At 45.7% G+C, this 22,308-nt stretch carries 25 protein-coding genes; 14 read left to right on the top strand and 11 right to left on the bottom strand.

Annotated elements, in window-relative coordinates:
- Positions 1–124: 124 nt before the first annotated feature.
- The 3 genes from hflD to IBX48_RS06445 are packed head-to-tail and all read right to left on the bottom strand — an operon-like array spanning position 125 to position 2,518.
- Positions 125–796, bottom strand: a complete 672-nt coding sequence (gene hflD, locus IBX48_RS06455; RefSeq protein WP_296832016.1) for a high frequency lysogenization protein HflD — start codon at positions 794–796, stop codon at positions 125–127.
- Positions 797–814: 18 nt separating this feature from the next.
- Positions 815–1,933: a tRNA 2-thiouridine(34) synthase MnmA gene (gene mnmA, locus IBX48_RS06450; RefSeq protein ID WP_296832012.1), complete on the bottom strand. Its 1,119-nt coding sequence runs from the start codon at positions 1,931–1,933 to the stop codon at positions 815–817.
- A gap of 27 nt (positions 1,934–1,960) precedes the next feature.
- A complete protein-coding gene (locus tag IBX48_RS06445) occupies positions 1,961–2,518 on the bottom strand; it encodes an rRNA large subunit pseudouridine synthase E (RefSeq protein ID WP_296832009.1) in 558 nt (185 codons plus the stop codon).
- 252 nt (positions 2,519–2,770) lie between these two features.
- Here IBX48_RS06445 and IBX48_RS06440 point away from each other — a divergent pair, with 252 nt between their 5' ends.
- Genes IBX48_RS06440 through clpA form a run of 3 tightly spaced genes read left to right on the top strand, consistent with a single transcriptional unit; the run spans position 2,771 to position 6,167 of the window.
- Positions 2,771–3,556: a DnaJ domain-containing protein gene (locus IBX48_RS06440; RefSeq protein WP_296832006.1), complete on the top strand. Its 786-nt coding sequence runs from the start codon at positions 2,771–2,773 to the stop codon at positions 3,554–3,556.
- 30 nt (positions 3,557–3,586) lie between these two features.
- Positions 3,587–3,901 carry an ATP-dependent Clp protease adapter ClpS gene (clpS, locus tag IBX48_RS06435; RefSeq protein ID WP_296832003.1) on the top strand — a complete coding sequence of 105 codons (315 nt, stop codon included), beginning with the start codon at positions 3,587–3,589 and terminating at the stop codon, positions 3,899–3,901.
- 19 nt (positions 3,902–3,920) lie between these two features.
- Positions 3,921–6,167 (top strand): ATP-dependent Clp protease ATP-binding subunit ClpA, encoded by a 2,247-nt coding sequence (gene clpA, locus IBX48_RS06430; protein ID WP_296832001.1) that lies wholly within the window; start codon positions 3,921–3,923, stop codon positions 6,165–6,167.
- Positions 6,168–6,231: 64 nt separating this feature from the next.
- On the opposite strand, the gene IBX48_RS06425 is transcribed toward clpA, so the two are convergent.
- Positions 6,232–6,612: a DUF6746 family protein gene (locus IBX48_RS06425; RefSeq protein WP_296831999.1), complete on the bottom strand. Its 381-nt coding sequence runs from the start codon at positions 6,610–6,612 to the stop codon at positions 6,232–6,234.
- A gap of 194 nt (positions 6,613–6,806) precedes the next feature.
- Here IBX48_RS06425 and cobU point away from each other — a divergent pair, with 194 nt between their 5' ends.
- From cobU to cobS, 4 genes are read left to right on the top strand one after another with little or no spacing between them, the layout of a single operon-like run.
- Positions 6,807–7,313 carry a bifunctional adenosylcobinamide kinase/adenosylcobinamide-phosphate guanylyltransferase gene (gene cobU, locus IBX48_RS06420; protein ID WP_296831997.1) on the top strand — a complete coding sequence of 169 codons (507 nt, stop codon included), beginning with the start codon at positions 6,807–6,809 and terminating at the stop codon, positions 7,311–7,313.
- Between the two features lie 27 nt (positions 7,314–7,340).
- Positions 7,341–8,390, top strand: a complete 1,050-nt coding sequence (gene cobT / locus IBX48_RS06415; RefSeq protein WP_296831995.1) for a nicotinate-nucleotide--dimethylbenzimidazole phosphoribosyltransferase — start codon at positions 7,341–7,343, stop codon at positions 8,388–8,390.
- Positions 8,387–8,992 (top strand): histidine phosphatase family protein, encoded by a 606-nt coding sequence (locus IBX48_RS06410; RefSeq protein ID WP_296831993.1) that lies wholly within the window; start codon positions 8,387–8,389, stop codon positions 8,990–8,992. The genes cobT and IBX48_RS06410 overlap by 4 nt, the downstream gene beginning before the upstream one ends.
- Positions 8,992–9,738 (top strand): adenosylcobinamide-GDP ribazoletransferase, encoded by a 747-nt coding sequence (gene cobS, locus IBX48_RS06405; protein ID WP_296831991.1) that lies wholly within the window; start codon positions 8,992–8,994, stop codon positions 9,736–9,738. The genes IBX48_RS06410 and cobS overlap by 1 nt, the downstream gene beginning before the upstream one ends.
- Here the strand turns inward: cobS and IBX48_RS06400 are convergent.
- From IBX48_RS06400 to cobO, 4 genes are read right to left on the bottom strand one after another with little or no spacing between them, the layout of a single operon-like run.
- On the bottom strand, positions 9,709–10,572 hold the full coding sequence (locus tag IBX48_RS06400; protein ID WP_296831988.1) for a cobalamin-binding protein: 864 nt from the start codon (positions 10,570–10,572) through the stop codon (positions 9,709–9,711). The two genes, cobS and IBX48_RS06400, sit on opposite strands and share 30 nt — an antisense overlap.
- Positions 10,562–11,488: an adenosylcobinamide-phosphate synthase CbiB gene (gene cbiB, locus IBX48_RS06395; RefSeq protein ID WP_296831986.1), complete on the bottom strand. Its 927-nt coding sequence runs from the start codon at positions 11,486–11,488 to the stop codon at positions 10,562–10,564. Before cbiB ends, IBX48_RS06400 begins: the two co-directional genes overlap by 11 nt.
- The gene (locus IBX48_RS06390; protein ID WP_296831984.1) at positions 11,475–12,557 is read right to left on the bottom strand and encodes an aminotransferase class I/II-fold pyridoxal phosphate-dependent enzyme; all 1,083 of its coding nucleotides are present in this window, start codon (positions 12,555–12,557) and stop codon (positions 11,475–11,477) included. The genes cbiB and IBX48_RS06390 overlap by 14 nt, the downstream gene beginning before the upstream one ends.
- Positions 12,557–13,165, bottom strand: coding sequence for a cob(I)yrinic acid a,c-diamide adenosyltransferase (cobO, locus tag IBX48_RS06385; RefSeq protein WP_296831982.1), 609 nt, complete (start codon positions 13,163–13,165; stop codon positions 12,557–12,559). The genes IBX48_RS06390 and cobO overlap by 1 nt, the downstream gene beginning before the upstream one ends.
- Positions 13,166–13,323: 158 nt before the next feature.
- Between cobO and IBX48_RS06380 the strand changes: the two genes are divergently transcribed.
- Positions 13,324–13,614: a DUF6172 family protein gene (locus tag IBX48_RS06380; protein WP_296831981.1), complete on the top strand. Its 291-nt coding sequence runs from the start codon at positions 13,324–13,326 to the stop codon at positions 13,612–13,614.
- 40 nt (positions 13,615–13,654) lie between these two features.
- On the opposite strand, the gene IBX48_RS06375 is transcribed toward IBX48_RS06380, so the two are convergent.
- On the bottom strand, positions 13,655–14,587 hold the full coding sequence (locus IBX48_RS06375; protein ID WP_296831979.1) for a patatin-like phospholipase family protein: 933 nt from the start codon (positions 14,585–14,587) through the stop codon (positions 13,655–13,657).
- A gap of 130 nt (positions 14,588–14,717) precedes the next feature.
- On the opposite strand from IBX48_RS06375, the gene IBX48_RS06370 reads away from it, so the two are divergent.
- From IBX48_RS06370 to IBX48_RS06345, 6 genes are all read left to right on the top strand, one after another.
- The gene (locus tag IBX48_RS06370; RefSeq protein WP_296831977.1) at positions 14,718–15,497 is read left to right on the top strand and encodes a M90 family metallopeptidase; all 780 of its coding nucleotides are present in this window, start codon (positions 14,718–14,720) and stop codon (positions 15,495–15,497) included.
- Positions 15,498–15,568: 71 nt separating this feature from the next.
- Entirely contained in the window at positions 15,569–16,987 is a 1,419-nt protein-coding gene (locus IBX48_RS06365) for a nodulation protein NfeD (RefSeq protein WP_296831975.1), read from the top strand.
- A 14-nt stretch (positions 16,988–17,001) separates the two neighbouring features.
- Positions 17,002–17,751 carry a slipin family protein gene (locus IBX48_RS06360; RefSeq protein ID WP_296831973.1) on the top strand — a complete coding sequence of 250 codons (750 nt, stop codon included), beginning with the start codon at positions 17,002–17,004 and terminating at the stop codon, positions 17,749–17,751.
- 110 nt (positions 17,752–17,861) lie between these two features.
- Complete coding sequence (locus tag IBX48_RS06355) at positions 17,862–18,140, top strand: type II toxin-antitoxin system RelE/ParE family toxin (protein WP_296831970.1); 279 nt, start codon at positions 17,862–17,864, stop codon at positions 18,138–18,140.
- Positions 18,140–18,436: a HigA family addiction module antitoxin gene (locus IBX48_RS06350; RefSeq protein WP_296831968.1), complete on the top strand. Its 297-nt coding sequence runs from the start codon at positions 18,140–18,142 to the stop codon at positions 18,434–18,436. Before IBX48_RS06355 ends, IBX48_RS06350 begins: the two co-directional genes overlap by 1 nt.
- A 44-nt stretch (positions 18,437–18,480) precedes the next feature.
- Positions 18,481–19,029, top strand: coding sequence for a DUF2058 domain-containing protein (locus IBX48_RS06345; RefSeq protein WP_296831966.1), 549 nt, complete (start codon positions 18,481–18,483; stop codon positions 19,027–19,029).
- A gap of 11 nt (positions 19,030–19,040) precedes the next feature.
- Here the strand turns inward: IBX48_RS06345 and IBX48_RS06340 are convergent, their stop codons facing one another.
- Together IBX48_RS06340 and IBX48_RS06335 are read right to left on the bottom strand one after the other, a co-directional pair.
- Entirely contained in the window at positions 19,041–20,534 is a 1,494-nt protein-coding gene (locus IBX48_RS06340; RefSeq protein WP_296831964.1) for a cobyric acid synthase, read from the bottom strand.
- A gap of 11 nt (positions 20,535–20,545) precedes the next feature.
- Positions 20,546–22,308: TonB-dependent receptor (locus IBX48_RS06335; RefSeq protein WP_296831962.1), on the bottom strand; the 1,763-nt coding region annotated here is incomplete at its 5' end.

The raw sequence follows: 22,308 nt of genomic DNA, 5'->3' as shown, positions 1-22,308 counted from the left end.
GAATAAGTGACCTTTAAGTCCCGCAGAATCAACCAGGGGTTAATCGAGGTGCCCAAATACCGTTTGTATGCAAGTAACAAAAAAGCGCCGTTCAGGCGCTTTTTTTTTGGCTAAAGACAAGAAGTTAGTTTGATTTAAATCGATTGTTGTCCGAGCTGTTACTGTCTGAGCGGTAGAGGGCTTGGGCATTTTGCAAATACTTTTTACGGTTCCATAGCAGTCCCCAGCGAGTTCCACCAACTTGGCGCCAAAGCATGGCTGAACGGATGCCTGCTAATAACAACGCCCGTATTTTGTTTGCATTTTGCGGTTTCTGTAAGTGGCCATGTTGACCTTTTACCATGATGCGAGGGCTGAGTTGACTGACGTTTTCGGTGTAAGCACGCGCAATTGAGGCAATTACATTTTCGTGCCAATCATCAAAGTGCGCACGCTGGTTTGTTGCGGTATCAAGTGTTTTGGCTACCTTTGCCAGGGCATCACCGTCTTTGGCTAAGCTGCGTTCTAACAAAATAAGGTTCAGCGCATAACGGGTCACTTCTAGGTTGCGGATTTCTTCGGCATCACTCGCACCCATTTGTGATAGCAAGGTTTTGACACCGACCTGTAGATTGATGGCTTCGTTACCATACACGTCTAATGTGGAACTCGGGTTATCCATAAATAAGGAGTTGATCGAGGTCTGATAGGATTTCTCATCAATTTTTCCAGTCGTCGCCAAATCAAAAACTAGCTTGGCGGCTTGGTAAATACCAATTAAAGCAATGGCACGATCCTGATCTGTGTAGTTAGACATAAGCTTCCTTTTGTAAATTTAGTTTTTAGTCAGCTCATCGGCTGAATTTGCACGCTGTTCAATTACGCCACCACCCAAGCAAATCTGTCCGTCATAAAATACGATGGATTGCCCCGGTGTAATGGCTTTTTGAGCCGATTCAAACTCGACCAGAATCCGCCCATTATTACACTGTTTGATTTGACAAGGCTGTTCTGTTTGACGATAACGAATTTTGGCTTTGAGTGGCGTATTGATGGCCGGACACTCGCCATTTACCCAGTCTAATTGGGAAGCGCTTAAAACCTTATGGTGTAGCAAAGGATGGGCTTCACCTTGCACGGCCATTAATTGATTAGTTTCTAAGTTCTTGTCAGCAACAAACCATGGAGAATCTAGTTGGCCGTGGCCACCGCCAACGCCAAGGCCTTTACGTTGGCCTAGCGTGTAATACATGAGACCCTCATGTTGGCCTATAACATCGCCAAGCTCGTTTATAATGTCACCTGGTTGGGCTGGGAGATAACGTTGTAGAAAATCTTTAAATTTTCGTTCGCCAATAAAGCAAATGCCGGTGCTATCTTTTTTATTATGCACAATCAAATCCGCTTCTTCAGCCAGCTTTCTTACTTCGGGTTTTTGTAGTTCGCCCACCGGAAATAAGGTTTTGCTTAACGCATTTTGTTGTAAGGTATATAAGAAATAACTTTGATCTTTATTGTTATCCAGGCCTTTTAAGAGCTGAAACGCGCCGTTGTTGGCTTGGCAAACCCGTGCGTAGTGCCCGGTTGCAATTTTGTCTGCACCGAGTGACATGGCGTGGTCTAAAAAAGCCTTAAACTTAATTTCTTTGTTACACAAAATATCGGGATTAGGTGTACGACCGGCTTTGTATTCGGCCAAAAAGTGTTCGAAAACACGATCCCAATATTCATTTGAAAAGTTTTCCACGTGCAAAGGAATGTCGAGCTGTTCGCAAATGCTAAAGACATCTTGTAAATCTTCAGCTGCCGGGCAGTAGTCTTCAGTGTCATCGCCTTCCCAGTTTTTCATAAACAAACCTTCGACCTGATACCCTTGTTGCTTAAGCAATAGGGCGGTGACGGAGGAATCTACGCCGCCGGATAAACCGACAATGACTTTGGTGTTTGTATTCATAGTTGATCTAATTCAGTAAATAAAGGCTTATTTTAACAGATTGGCTTGATGAATTAATCGGCTTTGGCCGAGTGCTAGTCCGTCTAGGTTAAAAGGCCCGATCTGAGTTCGGATCAGGCGTAAAGTCGGAAAACCCACGGCAGCGGTCATGCGGCGAACCTGACGATTTCGACCTTCCGTGATGGTGAGTTTCAGCCAACTGGTCGGAATAGACTGACGTTCACGAATCGGTGGGTTACGTGGCCATAACCAGTCTGGCTCATTCACGATCTCGGCCTGAGCCGGCTTGGTTAAGCCGTCTTTTAATGGCACACCTTTGCATAGCTGCTTGATAGCTGCCGGGTCTATTTGACCTTCCACTTGCGCCCAATAGGTTTTGGGCAATTTATGTTTGGGATCACTAATCTGGTGCTGTAATTGACCATCATTGGTTAACACCAACAAGCCTTCGCTGTCACGGTCTAGTCGGCCAGCCGCATAAAAACCCGGCTTTTGAATATAATCGGCCAAGGTTTCACGGCCTGATTCATCGGTAAATTGGCATAAAACGTTAAAGGGTTTGTTAAATAAAAGTAGGTTAGACATGTTTTGACTTGGTTTGAAATGCTAAAATTTAGTCTATTTTAACGCGAATGGCTATGCAATAGTTTGAAAGTCAATGAGCCTAGTTTATCTAACGTAACCAAACGACTGATAATGAAGTACTACAGAGTTGCCTAAGTAGGTTAAAGTGGCACTAATATTGCTTTTCGTTTTTGGGGTAAAAATCGCATTTTAGGGGAAACCGAACCGGGTTGGGTTTCGAATTTTGGTTATCAATTGGGGCTTTCTCAAAGCATGTTATCGCAACACTTTGATGTCACTAAAGATTATTTTGCGGTACTGGGGTTGCACGACCAGGCCTGCGAAAAAACCGTTAAGCTAGCGTATCGACGTATGGCTAGGCGTTATCATCCCGATGTTTCCAAAATGCCGGATGCCACCACAAAATTCCAAGAAATTTCAGAAGCTTATGAGGTTTTAAGCAAGTATCGCGATGCTTATTGCCGCGAACATCAAAGACGTCAAAATCGTTCGAACCATTCCAGCTTTAACCAGCAATCATCATCTTGGCAGTCTCAGCAATCCAACCCGCATTATCAAGGTCATCGCCAATGGCAGCGTGCGCCAGTAAATGGTAAGGATCGCGTGATTGCGTATCCGTTAACGCTTCGTTATGCGATTCGATTATTGCACCAAGGCTTTTTCTATATTCCGGGTTTGAAAGTCAAAATGAAGTTTACTCGGCAAGCGTTTGAAGGCAAAACCTTCCGTTTAACGGGCAAAGGTTACCAGGGCTTGTTTGGTGGGCGGCCAGGTGACTATCTGGTTAGCTTTAAAATTAGCCAAGACAGCTTAAGCTGGAAACTAAAAGGCGCAGACTTATACGGTGAAGTTAAAGTGCCGAAAAGTTTGCTCGTACCAGGTTCTAAGGTACAATTTGAATCACCGGTGGGTGCATTAACGGTTGTTGTCCCAATTAATTATAGTCAAAATGACTTTATCAAAGTTCATAACAAGGGCTTACCTTCCGATGAACGTGGCCTAGCTGGTCATCTCTACGCGCGTTTAATTGCCGCTTAATTTACAAAATAATTTAAAAGCCAAAACTTTATGTCTCATTTCGATGAAACCAGTGATAATCTGTTGTTAGATAAAGCGACACAAAAAGCCAAGCCACCCAAACGTTATAAGGTTGTATTATTAAATGACGACTTTACGCCGATGGATTTTGTGGTGGATGTTTTAATGCGATTTTTTGCGATGGATGAAGCCAAAGCCATGCAAGTCATGCTCGCGGTTCACCAGCAAGGCAAAGGAATATGTGGGGTGTATAGTCGAGATGTAGCCGAAACCAAGGCCTATCATGTGAACCAGTTTTCGCGTCAAAACCAGCACCCACTAATGTGTCAAATCGAAGCCGAATAAAGCGATTGAGAACCAGAATATGTTAAGTAAACCCGTGCAAATGTCACTCAGTAATGCCTTTGGTATGGCACATGAATACGAACATGAGTTCGTTACCTTGGAGCATTTGCTGTTAGAACTACTGAGCTTGCCAGACGTGCAAGAAGTGGTCGTCGCCTGCGGCGGTCAATTAGAACAAATTGAAGCCGCGCTCGAAGAATATCTCGAATCTGAACCCGTTGTGGCCAATCCAGATAGTAAAGATATCCATCCGTCGATGGGGTTCCAGCGTGTGATAGAGCGCGCTATTTATATGGTGCAATCCAATGGCTATAACGAAGTTATGGGCGTGCATTTATTGGCCGCTATGTATGCCGAGCCAGACTCGCATGCTGCCTACATATTAGAGCTGAATGGGATTCAGCGAGTCGATGTATTAAGTTACTTGTCGCATGGCATTGTGTCATCGGAAGAGCATGAATACTATCTCCAAGAAGGTGAAGAGGCTTCAGAGCAAGCATCTGAGTCGGATGCGGATGATGCGTTAAGGAATTTTACGCTTAACTTAAACAAGCACGCGTTAGAGGGTCGAATTGATCCGATGATCGGGCGGGCTTGGGAGTTAAATCGAACTTTAGAAATTTTGAGTCGTCGTCGTAAAAACAACCCATTATTAGTGGGGGAACCTGGTGTGGGAAAAACCTCAATTGCAGAAGGTTTGGCTCATAAAATCGTCCATGGAGAAGTGCCGGAAAGCTTAGGTGATGCGGTGGTTTACAGCTTAGATATGGGCGCATTATTGGCCGGCACACGTTATCGTGGCGATTTTGAAAAGCGTTTTAAGTCCTTACTTAACAGCCTTGAAAAACAACCACATGCTATTTTGTTTATTGATGAGATTCATACCATTATTGGTGCTGGTGCGGTGCAAGGGGGCGCGATGGATGCGTCGAACTTGATGAAGCCGGCTTTAGCTAACGGCAAGTTACGCTGCATTGGCGCGACCACCTATGAAGAATATCGCGGCATTTTTGAAAAAGACCGTGCTTTAGCACGACGTTTTCAGAAAGTCGAAGTGCGTGAACCTTCGGTAGTCGAAACCATCCAAATTTTGAAAGGCTTAAAAGAGCAGTTTGAATCGCATCACGATGTTAAATATACCCAACCGGCGTTAAAAGCTGCAGCCGAGTTGGCAGAACGTTATATTACAGATCGTCATTTACCTGATAAAGCGATTGATGTGATTGATGAAGCCGGTGCTAAACAACGTTTAATGGTCGCGAGCAAACGTCGTAAACAGATTGGTGTGCCTGAAATACAGCAAGTAGTGGCCAATATTGCGCGTATTCCAATCGCTAACATTACCCAGAAAGAAAAAGACAAATTATTTGATCTGGAAGATAGTTTGAAGCGAGTAGTATTTGGCCAAGATCATGCCATCAAACAATTGGTCTCGGCGATTAAATTGGCGCGTTCCGGTTTGGCTAGTCCCGATAAACCGACCGGTAGTTTTCTATTTTCTGGCCCAACAGGGGTAGGTAAAACCGAATTAACTCAGCAGATGGCGAAACATCTAGGCGTCGAGTTGATTCGATTTGATATGTCGGAATATATGGAACGCCATACCGTGTCGCGTTTAATTGGCGCACCGCCCGGTTATGTCGGTTTTGATCAGGGAGGTTTATTGACCGAGGCGGTGAATCGCCACCCGCATTCGGTGGTGTTGTTGGATGAAATTGAAAAAGCCCATCCCGATGTCTATAACTTATTGTTGCAGGTGATGGATCACGGCACCTTAACCGACAACAATGGACGTAAAGTCGATTTTCGTAATGTAGTGGTTATTATGACCTCAAACGTCGGCGCAGAAAATATGAGTCGCGCTAGTATCGGTTTTACCGAACAGGATCATACACATGATTTTGAAGCCGAACTTAAAAAGGTGTTTAAACCGGAATTCCGCAATCGTCTCGATGCGGTTATTCAGTTTAATAAACTGTCCGAGAAATCAATGGAGTCGGTGGTTAACAAGTTTATTTATGCGTTGGAACAAAGTTTAGCGGATAAAAAAGTATCCTTGGTTTTAACCACTAAAGCGCGGGCTTGGTTGGCGAAAAAAGGCTACGACCCGCAAATGGGTGCACGTCCGATGGGTCGCTTAATTCAAGATAAAATTAAACAACCTTTGGCGGAAAAACTGCTGTTTGGTGAGCTGCAAAATGGCGGTCAAGTCACGATTGATTTAAAAGCCGATGATTTGGTGTTTAAGATTAAATCGACGGCGTAAATAGATAGGCTTCGATAAAAAAACGCCCTCTGAAATAGAGGGCGTTTTTGTTTAAGCATAGCGCTTAAGGAATGATGGTTTGTGCGTTTTTCAAATAAGCGCGTCCTTTTTTAAGGGCTTTATCATACTGGCCTTTTTCACTCGCTTGATGCACGTCTTCTAAGTCATCTTCGATTTGCTCTAGCGCGTTTTCAATTTTCTCAAGAGCGTTTTCAAGCGTGTATGTAAGCTCATGAATTTCGGCCATATCGACAGGTTCTAACTTCTCTTTTTGCATAATGACAGCGAGTTTTTTGTTGTATTCAGAAAAGTTTTTTACCGCTTGTTCAAGTGTATGAGATGGTTGGCCTTTAAAGTGTTGAGCTTTATCATTGCTAGCGATCGCTGTGCCTTGTAGGGCGAAAATCGAAACAAACGCAAGTGTAAGTATGGTTTTTTTAATCATGGTTAATCCTCATTTTTAATGAATCTTCACAGAATATTTTAGCAATAACACTTAGTAAAAAAGTAACGGAATTTATTAAGTTCAGATTTTTAAGAGACTTCTTTGTTCAAACTTGTGGCTTAGATAGGTCTTGATCTGAAAAACACCCAGGCCGGTGGTATGATTATGCGTTGATTTAATATGAGGTTGGTTTTTTGTCGATTCATTTTATTTTAGGCGGCGCACGTTCTGGCAAAAGCGCTTATGCCGAGCAGTTAGCCAAAACACAATCCAAGCCGGTGGTGTATATTGCGACGGCACAAGCGAACGATGCCGAAATGCAAAGCCGGATTGCACATCATCAGACCCAACGCCCGCAGGCGTGGCGTACGCTCGAGGTGGCCGAAGATTTGGGCGGAGCCTTAAATTCAATTGATGCCGAGCATTGTGGCATTATTGATTGTTTAACCCTGTGGATGATGACGTGTTTTGCACAGCATCCGCAGGTGAATCATCAGGCGATTGAAGGCTTTGTCGAATCTTTGGCGCAGTTTAAAGGGGATTTATTACTGGTTTCAAATGAGATTTCGATGGGTGTAGTGCCGATGGGCGCTTTGTCGCGTGATTATGTCGATAGCCTAGGGCGATTGCATCAACAGGTGGCCGCACGTGCCGATCAAGTGACTTTAATGGTAGCAGGCCTGCCGATGACGGTTAAATAAAAAACGAATTTTAAAAGGACAAGAAGTATGTGGTTAAATGAGCCAGTAAAAGTTTTAGATACCCAAGCTCAAGCTCAGGCCGAAGCTCGCCAAACGCAACTCACCAAACCGGCTGGTTCGCTGGGGGCGTTGGAGCGTTTAGCGATTCGCTTAGCGGCCATGCAGGGCAAGCATAAACCAAATATGCAGCAGGCCTGGATTAGCGTGTTTGCGGCGGATCATGGCTTGGCCGAAACGGGGGTGTCGGCGTTTCCGCAACAGGTTACCGCGCAAATGGTGCAAAACTTTATCTCAGGTGGGGCGGCGATTACGGTATTGGCGCGTCAACACCAAGCGCCTTTTGAAGTGGTGGATGTGGGCGTGAAAGCGGATTTTGCCAACCAACCAGGCCTGGTGGTGGATAAAGTGGGTTATGGTACTGCTAATGCCTTAACTCAACCGGCCATGACGCAAGCTGAATGTCAGCAGGCCTTAGAAGTCGGTAAGCGCGCGGCGGAACGCGCCGTTCAAGCAGGCGCGTCGTGTTTTATTGGCGGTGAAATGGGGATTGCCAATACCGCTTCATCCAGCTTGTTATTAGCGTGTCTTATGCAGACGGATATTGCGCCTTTAGTGGGCGCGGGTACCGGTTTAGACTCGGCTGGGGTGCAACATAAAACCGACATTTTGCAGCAGGTATTGGCTTTTCACTCATCAACTTTAAACCAAGCACAACCTTTAGATATTCTGGCTTGTGTCGGTGGTTTTGAAATTGCTGCATTGGCCGGCGCTTATTTGCGTTGTGCGCAATTGGGTTTGCCGGTTTTAGTGGATGGTGTGATTACCACTTCGGCGGCATTAGTGGCGAATGCGATGGCACCGCAAGCCAAAGATTGGTGGATTTTTAGTCATTTATCGGTCGAACCGGCTCATAAAATTGCGTTGGATTTTTTAGGTGTGAAACCTTTATTGCAACTGGATTTACGTTTAGGCGAAGGCTCGGGTGCGGCGATTGCTTGGCCGTTATTGCAACAAGCCTGTGTTTTGCACAACCAAATGGCGACCTTTGCCGAAGCCTCGGTAAGCAGCGGCGCATGAGTTGGTCGCCACCGAAACGCATACAACTGGTTCGTCACGCTAAATTAGTGTCGGATACGGTTGGTGTATTTATCGGCCACACTGACCTTCAGGCGTGTGTGTTATCCAGTCAGCAGTTAGCCGAGAGCTTGCAAACAAAGACGTTTGATGCGGTGGTGAGTTCCCCTTTGCAACGCTGCCAAATCTTAGCCGAGCAGGTGGCAAAATCAAACAAGCTTCAAGTTGACTATCTGCAGGCTTTGCAAGAGCGCAACTGGGGGGCGTGGGATGGTTTGAATAGCGCCGATATTAAGCCGTCTGATTTACAAGCTTATTACGATGATCCGTTTCATTATGTGATGCCGCAAGCCGAAAGCTGGGATCAAATGCGCGCGCGTATAAACCAGGCCTGGTGGTCGCTATTAAATCATCCAGCACAAGACATTTTATGTGTGACGCATGGTGGTGTTTTACGCTTATTGATGCAGCAGATATTAGGCTTAACGGATCCGGCTTTGTTCCAGCTTAAACTTGATTATGGCGTACAAATTTTATTGGAAGTCACTCCCACGGATACCCAGCCGTTTGTGCAGTTGGTTGAGATTCGGTCAGGAAATCTATAATGGATGCATTTAAACACTTTTTTAAACCTTTTTGGTTAGCGGTACAGTTTTTCACGCGCTGGCCAACCCCACAATATGCCTCGGTGAGTTCTGAAGAAATGGGGCGCAGTTTGGCCTGGTTGCCTTTGGTTGGCTTATTTATTGGTCTGGTTTTATGGGCTTTGGCGAGCTTGCAGGCCTGGTGGTCTGATCCAGTTGTCGCCTTAATCATTTTACTGGCTTGGGTGTGGAGCACGGGTGGATTACATATTGATGGCGCGGCCGATTTTGCCGATGCTTGGTTGGGCAGTTGCGGCGATAAAACCCGCGCTTTGGAAATAATGAAAGACAGCCGAATCGGCACCGGTGGCGGAGTGGCAATAGGCTTAATTTTATTAGCCAAGTGGGTGTTGTTAACCGAGCTATTGCAAACCGAATGGTTAGTTTTATTGGTGTTGATTCCTTTCTGGGCGCGCATTGGTTCATTGGCGCTGATGATAACAACGCCTTATGCGTCACAAAATGGCATGGCCGAAACCATGTTCCGTCATCTGAATCGCAAAATTGTCTGGTTGTGGTTGGTGATCGCGCTGGGTTTGATGATCGCCCAAGCACCAGGCCTGGTGCTTATCGTGCTGGCTTGGTTTTGGGTGCGTTGGTTATTGATTCGCCATCTGGGCGGCATGAATGGCGATGGTGCAGGTTTGATGACCGAAGTATTAGAAATCAGCGCCTTATTAATCTTGAGTGCGAGCTTGATCCATTAACTGACATAAGTTATCGAGTGCGTCAATTAAACGTGCGGTCGGGCGCTGAAAATGATCGGCGTTTAAGGGATAAATGTGGTCATTTTGCACGGCTTTTAATTGAGGAATTTTTTGCCAGTCTTCCAGCCATTTCTGCTGAACATGATCCAATCCCCCCAGCAATATCATATCGGGATTTTTCTGAATTACGGCTTCGCGGTTAACATGGGGCGCGAGGGCGCTGAGATCAGCAAACACATTTTGGCCTCCACACACTTCTATTGCCTGGCTGATAAACTGTTCGCCGTTAATCGTAATGGTGGGTTGATGCCAAACTTGATAAAACACACGGACTTTTGGTGCGTGTTGGTAACGTGTTCGCAACTGATTAAGTTGCTGGCGAAGCCGATTAGCTTCGGCGCTGGCGGTTTGGGTTTGTTGGCTTAAACGACCAATTTCTTCGATTAAATTGGCAATATCATCCAAACGTTGGGTATCGCGAATTAATAGGTTTAACCCTAAGCGCTTTAAACGATCCAAATCTTGCGGACGATTGCCAGATTGCCAAGCTAATACCAAATCGGGTTTTAGCTGCATAATCACTTCAAAATTAAGCGCATTATAACTGCCCACAATCGGCACGGATAACGCGGCTTCTGGGTAATCCGAATAGTTGACCACGCCCACCAATTGATCGCCCGCACCAGCCGAATAAACCAGCTCGGTTAAACTGGGGGCGAGCGAAATTATACGTTTGGCCGTCGGTTCAGCTTGGGCCGCCCAGCTGGTAAATAGCAGGCTAATTAAAAAATTGTAAGCACTCAGTTTTTTGAAGTTCATCAATCTAAACCACATGATAAAGCAGCCCAATTAAGATCAACAAAACCATGCCTAAGTCGAGCGGCAAACTTAAACTTAAAGCTTGTTTTAGATGGCTGGCTTCCAGGTGTTTGGGCGATTGTGGATCACCAAAATAAGGTTTATCTGTCAGTTCGTCAAAGTAGCGGGTGGGGCCACCCAACTGCGCGCCAATTCGCCAAGCCATCGCCGCAATTGGATAACCCGCGTTGGGGCTGGCATGACCACCTGCTTGACGCCACCAACTAAACAGTCCAACTTTAGAACTCAGCAACGCAATCCATAAGGCGGTGATGCGAGCCGGTAACCAGTTTGCCACGTCATCCAAACGTGCCGCGACTTTTCCAAAACGCTCATATCGTGGATTACGATAGCCGACCATTGAATCCATAGTATTAATCGCTTTGTAAACCACCAGGCCTGGTAAACCAAATAATACAAAATAAAACATCGGCGCAATCACGCCATCGCTTAAATTTTCTGCGTAGGTTTCGACCCCCGCTTTCAAACAATCACTTTGATCAAGCTCTTGCGTATCGCGGCTCACTAACATCGCCACGGCTTGTTGAGGTTGTGGGTGGTTAATAAGTCCGGCCACCTGGTCACGTAACATACGATGCGCAATCAAAGTTGAAGCTAATAAACCATTAATGAATAAGTGCAGCCATAAAGGCAGGGTAAACAGCAACAAGCTGACGATTGTGGCGGCCAATAAACTCAATATCAACAGGCTAAAAACTAAACCAGCCCCGCGTAAAATCGAATCGGCATAAAATCGAGTTTCGAACCAGCTAATCAGTTTTCCCAGCCCTATCACCGGATGCGCGCGTCCCATAAATTCGCCAAAAAATCGGTCGAAAAGGATGGCTAATAAGGCACTGATTAAAATCCAGCTGGGATCAAATAATAGCATGAGGTGTTTCCTGGTTAAGTTGGTTTAAAGCGTGTATTAGGCGTTGGTGTTGAGTCGGGGTTTGCACGGAAATTCGCAGATGATTTTTGTCTAAGCCAGCGCTAAAACTATCACAAGCTCGGACAAGAATCTGCTGATTTTCCAAGGCTTGGGCAATCTGTTGAGCCGGCCGTTGGGTTTGCACCAATACAAAATTAGCTGAACCCGGCATCACTTTTTTGACCAACGCACAGCTTTGCAGGTGTTGGATTAAATCGGCTTTGGCGCTCAACAACCAGGCCTGGTTGCGGTTATCAAAGTCTGGGTCTTCAAGCGCTTGTTGCAATAATTGACTATCCAGATAAGAAATCGGCCAAGCCGCTTGTGGCCAAGTTTTTAGCAAGTCGGGTTGCGCAAACACCGCACCCACGCGTAAACCTGGACAAGCGTAATATTTGGTTAAGGATTGCATAATAATCAGCTTTGGCCAGTCTTTCAGGTATCGGCGAAAACTAAGGTGGTCGTCAAACCCTAAAAACGGCAAAAAAGATTCATCCACTACCACCCAGCAATCCTGTTGTCGCCAATAATGGATGAGTTTTTCGAGATTATGCGGCGCATAATAATGGCCATCCGGTGTGCTGGGATTCACAAACACCACCAGACTATTAGCTGGCAGATCGGGCAAGCACCAGGCCTGGTGGTCAGGCTGGTTAACATCACGTTTAAGCTCAATTGTGGTTTGGCTATAAAACGCCGCGGCACGCTGATATTCGCCATATAAGGGCGTGAAAAGCAGCGTGGTGTGAGGGCGCAAGTGTGCGAACAAACTCAAAATGGCGCTCGAAATGCCATTGGTTAAACGAATATGATCGGTGGCTAATTGAAACTTGTCAGCGATCGCCACCAGCAAATCGTGCGCTTGTTGCGGCGGATAATGTGTCCATAAAGCCGGTTGCAGGTTTAAATCGTAATGCGGTTGGTTTGGGTTAATGCTGGCGGAAAAGTCCAACACCCTCGCCAAGGCTTGTTGCGGGCTTAAACCTTGGCGTTGAGCAAATTCAAAAAATTGACCACCGTGTTGAGACATTAAAAATCGATACCCGGTTGGGCTTGAATGCCGCTTTTATAAGCGTGTTTTTCGTCTTGAATTTCTGACACGGTATCCGCTAGTTCACGCAATTGGGCAATCGCAGAGCGGCCGGTGACAATCACATGTTGGCCTTCAGGCCGCTCCATAATGCTATTAAGCACACTGTCTTTATCCAAGTAATCGTAACTGAGTAAATAGGTTAACTCGTCCAACACCACTAAATCATAACTTGGGTCAGTCAGCATCTGGGTGGCGACTTGCCAGCCGCGTTCAGAAGTAGCGATGTCTTGTTGACGGTCTTGGGTGTCCCAGGTAAAACCATCGCCCAGTACATGCCATTCGCATTTGGGTTGGGCGTTAAAAAAGGCTTCTTCGCCGGTATCGGTGCGGCTTTTAATAAACTGGCAAACGCCGACTTTTAAACCATGACCCAAGGCGCGCGCCACTGTGCCAAACGCCGAGGTAGATTTGCCTTTGCCGTGACCGGTGATCACAATCAAGAGGCCTTTTTTCTGATCGGCACGGGCAATGGCGGCATCGATTTGGGCTTTTTTGCGTTCCATACGGATTTTATGATACTGGGATTTTTTATTGTCTGAACTCATGCTTAGGGTCACTGTTTAAAATAAAGTGAACAGTTTACAAAACTTAAGTCGATTGTTTGCTAATAAATCGGCTTTCGTTGCATTAAATATCAATCCAGATTAGAAAAGGCTCTATAATTCGTAGATTGAACCCTTATTTCAGATTTATCGAGAATGCCATGAAAAAAACCTTTAGCTTAACCCATGAAAAAATTGCGCCCGCCAGATTAGTGGAAGCGATTAAAAACGACGTGCGTAAATATTTAAAACGTGAGCGCGCAAAAACGCTACCTAAAGGCGCTGATTTTTGGGATTTCGATTGTCGTTTTGGTGCGGATGCGGCCAACAGTAAAGTGGTTCATGTGGCCGAAATAGATGCGGCTTTAAACCAAGCAGAAGAACAAAAGCTAGAATCTTGTTACATTGAAATTATCGCCAAACCGGCTTGCCGAGGCGTAAAAACCGACTAACTTATTAAGGCTAAATCCAGCCTTAATAAGTAACAATCTTTTAAGCACCAGGCCTGGTGCTTAAGGCTTTTCCAGCTTGTTCATATCCCATTTTCACCATACGATCAATTTGGTTGAATTCCAGCATGCCACAGGCATTACGTGGAATATTAATGGTGATATCGGGCGGATAACTGGCGAGCTTTTGACGAGCAATCGTATTTTGCATAATGTCAAACGCACGGTTGTTGATATTAAACACATTCCAATCCAACCCAGCCACTTTGTTTTTTTGTTGACCAAGCTTGTCGGCCAAAAATTCTTTAACACTTTCTGTTAAACCACTCAACCAAGCGGATGATTCTGATAAGGTTTGCGGGTCGGCAGCGGATGTCTCATACAAATTTTGTTGTGGTTTGCCGCCTAAGTTAACCGCGATAATTAAATCGGTTTTATCACTAAAGGTGGGCGCAATCGGCACAGGGTTAAGGACGCCGCCATCGATCAAAGTCATGTCGTGATATTTAAAAGGTGTAAAAATCATAGGTAATGAAATTGAAGATCTGATGGCTTTAAGCAATAAGCCACTTTGTAACCAAACTTCTTTTTCGTTATCAATGTCGGTGGCAACGGCGGTGTAGCTGATGTCCAAATCTTCAATATGAACATCCCCCAAAAAGTCGGCGAGTTTATTAAACAGTTTTTCGCCTTTTATCAGGCCGCTGCTGTCCCAAGCCACATCAATTAAACTCAATAACTCGGTTTTACTTAAGTGTTTTAGCCAGTTTTCGTATTCATCCAATTGCTGGGTTGCGTATAAACCACCGATGAGCGCGCCCATTGAAGCACCAGAGATTGAACAAATTTTGTAACCATTTTCTTCCAGCCAACGGATCACACCAATGTGTGCCAATCCGCGTGCGCCACCGCTGCCTAAAACCAAGGACACGGTTTTATTATTTGGTTGGGGTGTGTCTTTAATTGGGTGATTCATAGTAGGCTGACCTGGTTTTAGTGAGCTTGAGTTTGGATTTTACTATAAAGGGCGCCTCTATTAATTAGAAGCTCGAATCCATATTCGATTCAAGGTATGCTTAATCAACCGAAAATTTTAGGGCCTATCGATGATTTTACGTTGGATTAATCACTGGAAAACACGCCGTGTTTTAAAGCACCACCCGATTCCGCATGCGTTTTGGCATAGATTGATGGTAGAAGATCCATTATTTCATGGGTTAAGTTCGGTGGAAAAAGCGCACCTGCGAGAACTCACTACCTTGTTTGTGCATCAAAAAAACTATTACGCGAGTAATGAGTTAAATCTAACGCAACCAATGGCTATCACGATATCGGCGCATGCCTGTTTGCTGATTTTGGAGCTGGGTTTGGATTATTACCAAGGCTGGCAGGATATTAGAGTTTATCCGAGCGCCTTTTTGGTGGAGCGTGATGAAGCCGACGAACAGGGCATTGTGTCACATCAACAGCACGTATTAGGAGGCGAGGCCTGGTTGCATGGGCCGGTAGTGTTGGATTGGGAAGGTTTTAAAGCCGAATCTGACCAACTAAAACCCGGACGTAACCTAGTGTTGCATGAGTTTTCACATAAGTTGGATATGTTAAATGGCGCGGCCAATGGTATGCCGCCATTGCATAAAACCATGAATCGCACGCACTGGACACAGGCCTTTAGCGAGGCTTTTGAAAAGCTAAAGCATCAAGTCGAACACGGGCATCACGCCGCGATCAATCCGTATGCGGCGACAGATCCGGCCGAATTTTTTGCGGTCGCTACCGAATACTTTTTTACCGCCCCTAATTTGCTGATCCACCATTTCCCCGCGGTTTACGAGCAATTAAGCTTGTTTTACCGACAAGACCCTAACGCCCATTTAAGTATTTGATTTTGGCTTGAAATCTTAGTTAAGAAGCGTAAAGTGGAAAGCAGGATATGTATCCAGTAAGGAGCTAAGTGATGCAGCGAATTACAAACCGTTTTACGATTGGGTCGTTTATTTTGATGGCCTTGCTAGGGTTGAATGCTGTTTCAGCCAATGATGCACCAGGCCTGGTGGTTGAATTGAGTATTGAGGGCGGCGTTGGCCCAGCCACGCAGGATTATATTCAACGTGGTATTCAAAAAGCCGAAGCTCGGCAAGCACAACTTATTATTCTAAAAATGGATACGCCGGGTGGCTTAGATTCGGCGATGCGCGCGATTATCAAAAACATCGCTAATGCGAACACGCCGATTGTGACCTATGTGTCACCCAGCGGCGCACGAGCGGCGAGCGCGGGTACTTATATTCTTTATGCCAGTCATATTGCCGCCATGGCTCCTGGCACCAATCTTGGCGCGGCCACGCCCGTCCAAATCGGCGGGTTTTCACCGCCAGACATTAAACCCAATTCCAATCCGGCTTCTAAGCCCCGTTCCGAGCCAGATGGGGCAAGTGAAACCGAAGTGCTTAATCAGGCCGAGTTAGAGCAAGCCATGCAAGACCCGTCCAAACGTAAAGCCATCAATGATGCGGTCGCTTATATTCAAAGCTTGGCGCAACTGCGGGGACGCAATGCCGAATGGGCCGAAAAAGCCGTGCGCCAAGCTGCGAGTTTATCCGCAGATGAAGCTTTAGAACAAAATGTGATTGATTTAATTGCCCGCAGTCGAGCCGACTTGTTAAATCAACTTGACGGCCGTAACGTCATCATTCACCAGCAAACCCGCCAACTCAATACCGCCGATGTCCAAGTCATAGAAATTTCGCCCGATTGGCGCAGTCAATTATTGAGCGTGATTACCAACCCCAATATTGCCTATATTTTGCTGCTGGTGGGGATTTACGGTTTGATTCTAGAATTTTTTAACCCAGGTGCATTTTTGCCAGGCATTGCCGGCGGGATTTCTTTGTTATTAGCCCTGTATGCTTTCCAGTTGTTGCCCGTAAACTATGCCGGGTTGGCGCTGATTTTTCTCGGGGTCGCGCTGATGATTGCCGAAGCTTTTGAGCCGAGTTTTGGTGTGTTGGGGCTGGGCGGGATTGCCTCGTTTGTGATTGGTTCCATTATTCTGATGGATACCGATCAACCCGCTTATGGGATTGATTTATCGGTGATTATTACTTTTACGCTGATGAGTGTTTTGGTTTTAGTGAGCGTATTATGGCTGGCATTAAAGTCGACTCGCAGTAAAATCGTTAGCGGTTTGGAAGCTTTGGTTGGCAGCGAAGCGGTGGTGATTAACGATTTTGATCACAAAGGTTCGGTGATTATGCACGGCGAACATTGGCAAGCCGTCACCAATAAACCGCTCAAGAAAGCGCAAACCGTCAAAGTCATGGGAGTTAAAAATCTTATTCTAAGCGTAGAACCGCTGGACTCTGAAAAACCATAAAAAGGGGAAGTAACATGAGTATGTACGCACTTTATATTGTGATCGCGCTGGTTGGTTTATTTTTTGTGAGCGCCATCCGGGTTTTACGCGAATACGAACGTGGCGTTATTTTTATGCTGGGGCGTTTTACCAGGGTAAAAGGGCCGGGTCTGATCATCGTGATTCCGTTTATTCAACAAATGGAAAGAGTGGATTTGCGCACCGTGGTGATGGACGTGCCCAGCCAAGATGTGATTTCGCGCGATAACGTATCCGTGCATGTCAATGCGGTGGTGTATTTCCGCGTGATTGAACCGGATAAAGCCATTATCCAAGTCGAAGATTTCCACGAAGCAATTAGTCAGCTTTCGCAAACCACCTTGCGTTCAGTATTGGGTCAGCATGAATTGGATGAAATGCTCGCTGAAAGAGAGCGTTTAAATATTGATATCCAAAAATCGCTCGACGAGCAAACCGATGCTTGGGGCGTCAAAGTCAGCAATGTCGAAATCAAGCATGTTGATTTGGATGAAAGTATGATTCGCGCCATCGCCAAACAAGCCGAAGCCGAACGTACACGTCGTGCCAAGGTCATCCACGCCGAAGGCGAAATGCAAGCTTCGCAAAAACTGCTAGAAGCCGCTCAAATCCTATCGCAGCAACCACAAGCCTTGCAGTTGCGTTATCTGCAAACCTTAACCGAAATCGCCAACGACCGCTCCAACACCATCGTCTTTCCATTACCAATGGATGTAGCGGATGTGATATTTAATAAAAAGAAATAAAAACTAGTGCCTAAGAATAACCAGGCCTGGTGATTAAGTGATAGCACCAGGCCTGGTGCCCTACTCAATGTAAAATAGCATTTCGTTACCCTTTGGGTTACACTTGTCCCATGATTAAAAGTTTTATCCATAAAGGACTTCAAAAGTTTTACGCCTCAGGGAATACTTCTGGTATTCAGAAAAAGCATGAGAAAAAACTACGCCTTATTCTTACCAACTTGGATCAAGCTGAAAGCCCAGATGACATGGATTTGCCAGGGCTTTTTATGCACCCGCTGAAAGGTGGACGCAGCGGAATATGGTCTGTGCGTGTAAGTGGAAACTGGAGAATTACTTATCGCTTTGATGGGCGGGATGTCGAAATTGTAAATTATGAGGATTATCACTAATGGCCATGTTTAATCCAGCGCACCCTGGAGAAATCTTAAAAGAACTAATTATCGAGTCTTTAGGCTTAACGATTACCGATGTTGCATCTCATTTGGGTGTGAGTCGTAAAACCTTGTCTAAGATTTTAAATACACACGGTTCTATTACACCGGAAATGGCTGTTCGGCTAGAACTGGCTTTTGGTAAGCCAACAGCCGATCATTGGCTACGCATGCAAAACGCCTTTGATCTTTGGCAAACACGACAACAAAAAGCGTCATTTCAAGTTTCACCTTACAACGTTCAAATGGCATAATCCGTCAATTGAAAAAAATAGCCGGAAGTGGAAAGGAAAATTGTATGGCTGGGTCGTTATTTGATCAGTTGAAAAAATCGGGTTTGGTGAATGAGCATAAAGCCAAGCAGATTAAGAAAGAAAAGTATCAGCAATCTAAAAAGCAAAAGGGTCAGCAGGCCGAGCCGCTAGAGAACGAAGCCGCCAAGTTGGCCGCAGAGGCCGCTCGCTTAAAAACGGAAAAAGACCGCCAATTAAATTTAGAGCGTCAGCAACAACAAGCTGAAAAAGCCAAACAAGCTGAGTTAAAGCAGATTTTGCAGTCGAACCAGTTAAAAGGTTTTGAGGGCGAGCTGACGTTTAATTTTGCGGATGACAAACAGGTGAAAACCTTACGAGTAAACGCCAAGACTCAAAAGGGTTTAATCAATGGTCGAATTCGCATCGCACGTTTGGCTGAGGCTTATGTTTTGATTCCGGATACCGCGGTTGAAAAAGTCGAACAACGTGATGCAAGTGTGTTGATTGCGTTTTCAAATGAAGACGAATCGATCCCAGAGGAAGATCGCGATTATTACGCCAAATTCGAAATCCCAGACGATTTGGTTTGGTAACTAACAGACCCTTATTTTAGGGGTTGAAGCAATCTTAGCAATTGCTCCATTTTCACATGGCTTTCTAAGCAGTCGGCTAAACGCTCCAGTTGTTGTTCGCGTTGTTGGTTGAGGTCGAAATTTTGTGGTTTAACCAGGCCGGCCCAGTTAAGCAGGGCTTGTAGCGCTTGCGGTTGGTCAAACAAGCCGTGACAGTAGGTGGCGAATATTTGATTATCGTCTGACACGGCGCCATCGGTGTCGCCGTTTTGCCAATGGATAGCGGGGGCATAATGGCTAAAATGGGTTTGGCCTTGATGGATTTCATAACCGCGTATTTTGGCCGGGGTTACCAGGCCTGGTAACTGCAATAAACCTTGGCGATTGATGAGTTGTTTTTGAGGGTAGAAAGTCGTGGTGTAGTCCATTAAACCCAAGCCTGGTATTTGGGTTTGATCAGACTCAATACGGTTTGGGTCGTTAATCAGTGTGCCGAGCATTTGCAAGCCACCACAAATACCAATCAGTTTGCCGCCGTAACGACAATGTTTGTGTAAATAGGGCCACCAGGCCTGGTGGCTGGTGTGGTTTTTTAGCCAATCCAAGTCGGCCATCACACTTTTGCTGCCCGGTAGAATCACTAAATCCGCTGGCGGAATGGGCTCGTTATGTTTGACCCATTGAAAATCCACCTGCGGATGCTGAATCAGCGGATCAAGATCAGTATGGTTGGAAATATGCGGAAACAACGGGGCAATCACTTTTAAAGCTTCGTGACCTTCGTGTGCTTCGTGGTTATATTCAAACGAACCAACCGCATCTTCGGCATCGAGATGCAAACCGTGTAAATAAGGTAAAACACCTAAAACTGGTTTGCCAGTTTCACGTTCTAACCAATCCAATCCATCTTGTAGTAAAGCTACATCGCCGCGAAAACGGTTAATCACAAAACCTTTAATTCGATTTCTTTCAGATGCTGACAAGCAGGCGAGGGTGCCAACAATATGCGCAAACACGCCGCCCTTGTCGATATCGGCAATTAAAATCACCGGACAATCCACCGCTTCGGCAAACCCCATATTGGCAATATCGCCTTCGCGTAAATTGATTTCGGCGGGCGAACCCGCGCCTTCAACCAAAATAAGCGGATAGTCATTTGATAGCATTTGAAAAGAATCGAATACCGCTTGCGCGGCCTTCGGTTTATAAGCCTGGTAGTCGAGCGCATTTAGGTTACCAATCGACTGACCTTGTAAAATCACCTGCGCACCGGTATCGCTATTGGGTTTGAGCAAAACCGGGTTCATGTGAACCGTGGGGGCGATATTGGCGGCTTGCGCTTGCAACGCCTGCGCACGACCAATTTCGCCGCCATCGGCAGTAACGGCGCTGTTGAGCGCCATATTTTGCGGTTTAAACGGCGCGACTTTAACACCACGCCGCACCAGCACCCGACATAAACCCGCCACCAGCGTGCTTTTACCGGCATCGGATGTGCAGCCTTGAATCATCAGGGTGGTGGTCATGTCGGAGTTCCTTAAAAGCGAGCGTTTAAACCTAGGTATGCACTGCGTTCAGCGGTGGCATAACCTTCGACGACTTGGTAATAGGTGTTGAACAAGTTATTCACTTTCAAATAAGCGCTCACCGATTGATCGATTTGATAGTTTATTACCCCGTTCCAAACACTGTAGTTTTCGGTGGCGGTATGGACATTGCCACCGCGGGTGGCGATATATTGCCCATTTAGGTTAATATCAAGTTGATCGTTTGGATACCAGTTTAAATCCAGTCCAACTTGGTTGTCAGGTCGACGTGAAAGTGGGTCACCATTGGCGTCTTCGGTGTTTAAATGGGTGTAATTCACCCCGAACCCCCAATCATTAAATCGACGTGCATATTCCGCTTCAATGCCTTTGATTTTGGTAGTGCCATCCAAGTTTTGGTACTGACTGTTTTTCCAGTCAATTAAGTCACTAATCTGCTTGTCAAAGTAAGTGATGCTTAGGCCGTGAAGTTTGTAAGTCAGACTCGCTTCAGTCGATTTCTCCGGGGTCAAATCCAGGTTAGCCGTGCCCCAAGGATTCAGTATTTGAATAATATTGGGTGCGTTGTAAGCGCTACCATAATTTACGGCTAAGGATTGGTGAGGGTTAATATCCAGTCTTACGCCTAGTTTACCGGTAAGCTCTGAACCAAAGTTGCTGTAATCGTCATAACGTAAGGCTTCGTTAAAGGTTAAATAACGCCAGCGGGTGCTGTGGGTGGCAAATACAGAACGGCTGTTGGTTTGTTTCTCTAATAAAACATTATCTAGCGCGCTCCAAGAGTATTTGTCTGAGCTAGCTTGGTTTTCTGCATAAGCCGCACCGACTAAGAAGTCATTAAATTGTTGGGTTAGTTGTAAATTGCGAGTTTGACCACGCACTATATCCGGTGAGCCTTCATCAAGTTGTTTGCTACTAAAAACGGATTGTTCTAGTGATAGTTTTGTATCGGTTGCTTGATAACTGAGTTGGCTTAGGTCAGTCCGGTTTTTTGAGCGTTTAACGGCATCAGGGTCGCCCCATCCGTCGTAGTTGGCTAGTGCATCCGTGCTGTTATGCGCTAACGTCAATTGTTGATTATTAGTGATAGGCACGACTGCGCGTAAGGTAATATTGCTATTGCGATAGCCATCTTTTTCATACTGGTTAATGTTTTCATTAACCGGTGCTTGGGCTGTATGACCCTCTGTGGTCAGGTGAGAGGCATTAATAAAAAGTCGCGCATCGCCGAGTTTAAAGCCGGTTGATATGGCTGATTTCCCGGTGTTATAGGCACCATGTTCAACATTAATTTGGGTCTCGGTTGATTGCTTAGTAATGATATTGATGACCCCGGCAGCGGCATCTGAGCCCCAAACACCAGATTGCGCGCCTTTGATGATTTCAATACGTTCAATATTGGCGACCATTAAGTCAGACAGATTGGCACCACTGGTATTAGAGGGATCTTGAGCCCGCACGCCATCAACTAAAATGAGTGTGCGTTGAGTATCGGACCCACGCATATACAAGCTGGTACTGGTGCCTAATCCGCCATTTTGGCTAAAGCTTAAACCGCTTACTTGGTTCAAAACTTCAATGAGTGAACTGGCTCGTTTGGCTCTAAGTTGAGCGGCCGTAATAACGGTGACATCGGCCGTCACTTTATCTAAGTCTTGTTCAATTTGGTTAGCGGTAACCACAATATTGTTTAGTGTGTTTTCAGCCATGACCAGGCCTGGTGCTAGGCATAAAGCCGCGATTAGCGGTTTAA

The organism is Thiomicrospira sp. (assembly GCF_014859555.1).
Classification (GTDB): Bacteria; Pseudomonadota; Gammaproteobacteria; order Thiomicrospirales; family Thiomicrospiraceae; genus Thiomicrospira.
The sequence above is the reverse complement of the archived record's forward strand: the minus strand, read 5'-3'. Positions and strand labels throughout refer to the sequence as shown.